Source organism: Microcoleus sp. PH2017_05_CCC_O_A, from assembly GCF_020738785.1.
Lineage (GTDB): Bacteria > Cyanobacteriota > Cyanobacteriia > Cyanobacteriales > Microcoleaceae > Microcoleus.
The window spans coordinates 1-5,871 of sequence record NZ_JAEQCB010000237.1 but is presented as its reverse complement, the minus strand read 5'-3'; the positions used below and the strand labels follow the sequence as shown (position 1 = coordinate 5,871).

Genomic DNA, 5,871 nt, shown 5'->3' with positions numbered 1-5,871 from the left:
ATTATTTAATATGGTGCGTGATTACACAATCATTCTGCCTATTCAGGACGGCAATGTCTGAGGGGTGACACCCCTCAGACATTCGCCAACAGTCTCTTGAAACCGCTACTACACAAACAATGTCCGCCTCCGCGGACTAAGAATAAGAAATTATATGAATCGATCGCGTCTCGGGTAGAACTCTCCTACAATAATTACTTGTGGAACACCTCTCTTGTAAAATATATTATTTTTGCAAGATGTTTATTTTGGAATGGAACTGAACCAGCAGAAAGAACTTTTCAGCAAAGCTTATGTACGTGCTGTGGCGGCAGTTGCGGGTTTCTCGATCGATCCGTTAGAGTTAGACTTCGACAGCATCGACTTACAAATCACGGCTGCCAGCGGTGACGGAAGCGTTTATTTTCCTGAGTTGAAGTTACAATTAAAATGTACTTCAAGGGACGTGATAGACGGCGACTACATCCGATATCCGCTCAAAGTCAAAAACTACAATGATTTGAGAAGAAATGCCCTAGTACCTCGAATCTTAGTTGTAGTTTTAGTACCAGAAAATCTAGAAGACTGGTTGCAGCAGTCAGAAGCGGAACTGTGTATGAGAAATTGTGCCTACTGGATGTCATTGCGGGGACAGACAGAAACACAAAATATAGCAAATGTGACTGTTTCTTTACCCCGCAGCAATCAGTTTACAGTAGAAGCTCTTAAGTCAATGATACAGCGCATTAGCGAGGGAAGTTTGCCATGAAAGTAACTGTAAGAGATAGTCACATTCTGAAAACAATTGAGCCAAATGTGTTGGAGAAATACTTACAGATAAATGGCTGGCATAAAGCTCGTAAATTTTATGAGGGATTCATTTGGATTAAGAAAAATTCTGTGAGTCAGGAGGGGGAAGTATTGGTTTCACCTCACCAAGATTTTGATGATTTTGCAGAGGTGATGTGTCGAAACTTAAAAGCACTAGAAGTTATAGAAAATCGTTCTCAGCTAGATATTCTCAGCGATTTAATCACGGTTTTACCTAATGTTGCAATCTCGGGATGGATTAATAAAGTGTATGGGGCAGAATCTCCAGACCAAATTACTTTAATAGGATTTGTGGTGGGGAAGCTGAGAAAAATTAATCTGGAATTGCCGGAAGCAGATTATCAGTTGGCCCTCAAGGCTTATGAAGCCCGATCGCCTGTCACCTGTTTTGGTGATTTAATTAAAGAAAATGACGGTTTCGTGTTAAACAATCCGCGCGATTTTGCTCTGCTGAGTGAGGCAGAATTAATCTCATAGTTTGGGAGATGCTGGTTGTGGTACAATATCAAGCAAAAATTATTGTGCCGATCGCATTACAGGAAAACAGGTTGTGCAAACTCTAAAATTAGGTGCATCGGGTTCCGATGTTGTGAAACTTCAAAAACGCTTGCTGGAGTTAGGGTTGAATCCGGGCCCTGCTGACGGCAAGTTTGGGCCGAAAACAGAAGCATCCCTCAAACAGTTTCAAACCAATCAAAAAATTTTGGCAAACGGCATACCGGGCCCGGAAACGCTAGCTGCTTTGTTCCCTGGGGAACCTTTGGGGTCGTCACTTTTATCATACAGGGCGATCGAGCTAATCTTAGAATTCGAGGTCGGTGGCGGGCGGGAATACTACGAAAACCAGTTGCAGCGCCCAACTTGGCCGGAAGGAGCATCGGGAATTACGATCGGCATCGGTTACGATCTAGGTTACAACACAGTAGAAGTTTTCAACCAAGATTGGCAGAAATTAACAGATGTTGAGCGCCAGCGTTTGAGTGAATGCTGCGAGTTGACAGAGGATGCAGCAAAAGAACGTTTAGCTAGTGTTAGAGACATCATTGTTCCCTGGGAATTAGCATGGGAAGTTTTTAATGTTGTCACAGTGCCGAAATTTTACAATCTGACAAAAGAAGCATTTCCCGGTTTTGAACAATTGCCGGCAGATGTTCAAGGAGGATTGGTAAGTTTGGTGTTCAACCGCGGCACGAGTATGCAGGGAAACCGCCGCCTGGAAATGCGTGTAGTTCGCGATTTGGTAACGAAAAAAAATGTGAGTAAAATTGCCGAACAAATTCGCAAAATGAAACGAATTTGGCTGGGAACGAGCATTGAAGAAGGGATGAACAGACGGCGGGATGCTGAAGCAGATTTAATTGAGGAAAGTGCTTAAATATCCTCTCTTCTGTTATTATAAAAGCGCTCGCTCCTCAATTCAAGTCAGGGCGCTTTTGATATAAGGTTATGGTAGGATCAATTGCAAGTATCCTATATAATTAGTTAATGAGTGGCATTAACCGCGAACTAACACCAGACCCAAGAACCAGTTTATTTGACAAACATCTTCCCGAAACGCCACAGGTACAAAGACTGCTGAGAAAAGAAGAAAAAGCTCATGTGTTTAATGACAGAGCCACAATGGATTTAGTGATACAAGCTATTATAGATAGAGGAGAGCTTACAGGGATTGAGGATGAAACCGATGACTACGATCGCTACGGGCTATACTTTGATTATCCTATAGGTCATCAAATCAGAGCCGACGGCAGTCGCATTCCGCTGTATTACGCAGAAATTAAAATCATCAAAGGAACCGATAATTACCATGTTATCCCCCGCACAAAACCTCGTCGAACAAGTCAATGATTGGGAATTTATCGAGTTGTGGGTAGATCCGATTGTTTTCCCGCCTCGGATTCTGATGTTAGTGGGTGGCAAAAATAGTAAGTGTGGTATTTACGAGCCATCGCCGAATTATAAACTGCTGTTTTTAGGTTCAAGTTACGATGAGGCTCATTCGTGGCTACTGGAAGATGAATATGAGCGAGTTGATGGTAGGCTTTTAGCCTCGGAAATAGTTTGAGTGAAGAATAATTAGAGCGATCGCACTTCAGTGAAGGAAGGGCGATCGCTCTCAAAAATGATGTAAAATAAAGGGCGTTAACAAAGCACCCTAAAAATCAAACTCACTTATTAGATAAATCCACATCTGTTTGCTAGGGGAGACCATTACAAGGTAAAGCAGGAATTGAGCGTCCGTTACTTCTAAGTTCGTCTAAACTGGCTTGAAGCTCTGCTAATCCACACAAAGCGCGTGGACATCGATCGGCTAATGCTTGGGTAATATTGGAACCCGTGCATTTGGCATTTCGCACTCTGATAACTGATGTGCCCTGATTTGGACACGGTGCCCAGCGTCCTGGGTTATAGTAGAAACAAAAAGTCTGCCCGGTATCGGGATTTTTGTATTTTTGTGCATCTACCTGTTCCCAAGGGCTACCCTGTGGTTGTCCATAACCCTGCGCTAAGATTGTTAACTTATTATCTGTAAAGTTTTGATTAGTGACTGTAGTGGGTGCTACTAGCTTAGCATTAGCCATTTGAGTACCTTTAAGGATAGCCCCACTGATAGTAAAAAGAGCTGCGATCGCTAAAATTCCTAGTTTTTTGTTCATTGCTTTAGTAACCAAATGATGTGTGCAGAAATAATTTAAGCTTGTAATAACATAAGGACGATCGCACTTCAGAAAAAGAAAGAGCGATTACCCGCAGCGATGCTAAGCAGGAAGTTCGCTGACTTTTGAACAAATGTAATGGCACCCTGATTTATTAATTCGATTGGATATTGCTTGTACGAGGAGATTGTTGTTCATCCTGTGTGTTTTCTATTCGTTGTACGATCCTTCCGGCTGATTCGCACTTATCCTTTACTGCTCCTAGAGCAAAGATAGCCTTACTTTGGTCATCTTGATATGAGATTGCCTCCAATACACCTTTTAGGCAGCCGCTTACCGTCTGAGTCTCTGCTTTAGCTCGCTGAAGTTCGCCTTGTTTTTGAGCAATTTGACTTTCGCGATCGCCAGAAGTTTCACGAATATCTTTGATCTCTTTATCTTTCTCATTGATCTCTTTATCTTTTTCCTCGCTCTGTTTTTTAAACTCGTCTCGCTCCTTTTGAGCTTGTTGTAACTGAGTTTGAGTGCTAACTAGCTGATTATTCACATTCGAGTAGGCAACAATGCCACCGATCCCCATGATGACAACAATACCAAGCCCAAGACTAACGATAGCAATAGTATTATTACTGCTACTCATAATTCTCCCTCCTACAGGAAGTTTTTTGATTTGTTATAGCTATACAATTGACTGTTAAAAGTACAGTTGTGCTTGTAAATATAGAATATTTTCGTGTCAATATTCAAGTTATGTCTAGTCATAAAAAGTCAGGAAATGTAATGAGTTTTACAAAGCCTTATCCCATTAAATGTCAGATTTAATCATTTCTGCTATAAAATGTCATAAAAAGTATGATACAATAACTAAAATTCCCACAAGCCGACTAATGGACGTTCAAGAAGTCTTGAGATTTGCCGACGAAATGGTTTTCGCCAAAACAGGAGAACACTTGGACGATCTGCAAAAAGCTATCCTGCTGGGTGTATGGAAAGGTCAAAAACACTCTACAATCGCAGAAGAATCCCATCGGACTGAAGGTCATGTCAGAAATGTAGCCTCTGAGTTATGGCAAATCCTTTCAGAGGTATTTGGTGAAGAGGTTAATAAATCAAATTTAAAAATTGCTATGGAGAGGTGGCGATTCTCCATTGTTTCATCAAATTTCGCGAAAGACTTTGCACAAATTAATAACATCAATGTTTGTGGAGACACTTTGCAACCTCCCGAAATTCCAAAAGATCGATCGCCCTCCAAGCCCACCCCAGACACCTCAAAACCCCAAACCAGACTAGACTTAGCAGATGCCCCTCATATTTCATTATTGTACGATCGCACATCCGAACTCGCCACCCTCGAAAAATGGATTGTCCAAGAAAAGTGCAACCTCGCAGCCATATCAGGACTCAGCGGCATCGGCAAAACCGCACTTTCCCTCCACCTCATCCCACAAATTCAACATCACTTTGACTGCGTAATTTGGCGAAGTCTCCGCACCTCTCCACCCCTCGCAACCACCCTAAAAAACCTGATTCAATTTATCGCCAATCAACCAGAAACCGAATTACCAGTCAGCATTGGCGATCGACTTTCCCTGTTAATGGAATATCTGCGAAAAAACCGCTGTCTCATCATCCTCGACGACGCGCAAACTCTCCTCAGCAACGGACAACTCGCAGGAAATTACCGCCCAGACTGCGAAAATTACAGCATCCTCTTCCGACAAATCGGAGAAACAACCCACAACAGTTGTTTGATCCTCCACACTTGGGAAACCCCCAGAGAAATTACCGCATTAACAGGCGAAAATTCACCAGTTCGTACTTTACAACTCAAAGGCATAGGTACAGATGCCACCGAAATTTTCCGACAAAAAAGTTTACTAAACCCCGAAAAATGGGAAAACCTAATTAATGCCTACCGAGGCAATCCATTGTGGTTAAAAATAGTCGCCACCACCATTCAAGAAATATTCCGAGGCAGGGTTGCAGATTTTTTGAAATATGATATGGTATTCCTAGGGGAAGAATTGGCAGCAGCATTGCACCCGCAGATCGATCGCCTGTCAGAATTAGAGAAAAAGCTCATTTCCCGCCTCAGCCTCGAAGCAAATTCAGTTTCGATAGAGCAATTGCTACAAGATGCCGATTTATCGCCCTCGGAGTTGTTCAACGGGCTGCAATCTTTGGGGAGGCGATCGTTAGTTGAAATTGAAGAAATTGAGAATGAAACGCTATTTAGTGTTTGTCCTGTGGTGAGACAATATTTAATATCAAATCCAGTTTGTTGATACTTTCTACTTTCCCACAGTCCGGCAGGGGTTTAAACCCCTGCCTCAAAGCGAAAGTCGGTTAAAACCGACTACAGAGTTTGATGCAAAATGCAATTAATTTGAGTCCTCTTTGA

Annotated in this window: 8 protein-coding genes; 6 read left to right on the top strand and 2 right to left on the bottom strand. The window is 42.3% G+C overall.

The window, feature by feature from the left end; translation table 11 throughout:
- Window positions 1-253 precede the first annotated feature (253 nt).
- The 5 genes from JGK20_RS32455 (at window position 254) to JGK20_RS32435 (ending at window position 2,875) form a co-directional block, all read left to right on the top strand.
- Window positions 254-748, top strand: coding sequence for a DUF4365 domain-containing protein (locus JGK20_RS32455; protein WP_293196669.1), 495 nt, complete (start codon window positions 254-256; stop codon window positions 746-748).
- Entirely contained in the window at window positions 745-1,287 is a 543-nt protein-coding gene (locus tag JGK20_RS32450; protein ID WP_293177981.1) for a hypothetical protein, read from the top strand. The genes JGK20_RS32455 and JGK20_RS32450 overlap by 4 nt, the downstream gene beginning before the upstream one ends.
- A 73-nt stretch (window positions 1,288-1,360) precedes the next feature.
- The gene (locus tag JGK20_RS32445) at window positions 1,361-2,185 is read left to right on the top strand and encodes a peptidoglycan-binding protein (RefSeq protein WP_293233550.1); all 825 of its coding nucleotides are present in this window, start codon (window positions 1,361-1,363) and stop codon (window positions 2,183-2,185) included.
- A gap of 110 nt (window positions 2,186-2,295) precedes the next feature.
- The gene (locus JGK20_RS32440) at window positions 2,296-2,658 is read left to right on the top strand and encodes a hypothetical protein (RefSeq protein ID WP_293213532.1); all 363 of its coding nucleotides are present in this window, start codon (window positions 2,296-2,298) and stop codon (window positions 2,656-2,658) included.
- Window positions 2,618-2,875: a hypothetical protein gene (locus tag JGK20_RS32435; RefSeq protein WP_293213529.1), complete on the top strand. Its 258-nt coding sequence runs from the start codon at window positions 2,618-2,620 to the stop codon at window positions 2,873-2,875. The genes JGK20_RS32440 and JGK20_RS32435 overlap by 41 nt, the downstream gene beginning before the upstream one ends.
- A 133-nt stretch (window positions 2,876-3,008) precedes the next feature.
- On the opposite strand, the gene JGK20_RS32430 is transcribed toward JGK20_RS32435, so the two are convergent.
- A complete protein-coding gene (locus tag JGK20_RS32430) occupies window positions 3,009-3,467 on the bottom strand; it encodes a hypothetical protein (RefSeq protein ID WP_293193114.1) in 459 nt (152 codons plus the stop codon).
- 154 nt (window positions 3,468-3,621) lie between these two features.
- Entirely contained in the window at window positions 3,622-4,107 is a 486-nt protein-coding gene (locus JGK20_RS32425) for a hypothetical protein (RefSeq protein ID WP_293193113.1), read from the bottom strand.
- A gap of 247 nt (window positions 4,108-4,354) precedes the next feature.
- On the opposite strand from JGK20_RS32425, the gene JGK20_RS32420 reads away from it, so the two are divergent.
- Window positions 4,355-5,755, top strand: coding sequence for an NB-ARC domain-containing protein (locus JGK20_RS32420; protein ID WP_293193112.1), 1,401 nt, complete (start codon window positions 4,355-4,357; stop codon window positions 5,753-5,755).
- Window positions 5,756-5,871: the final 116 nt, after the last annotated feature.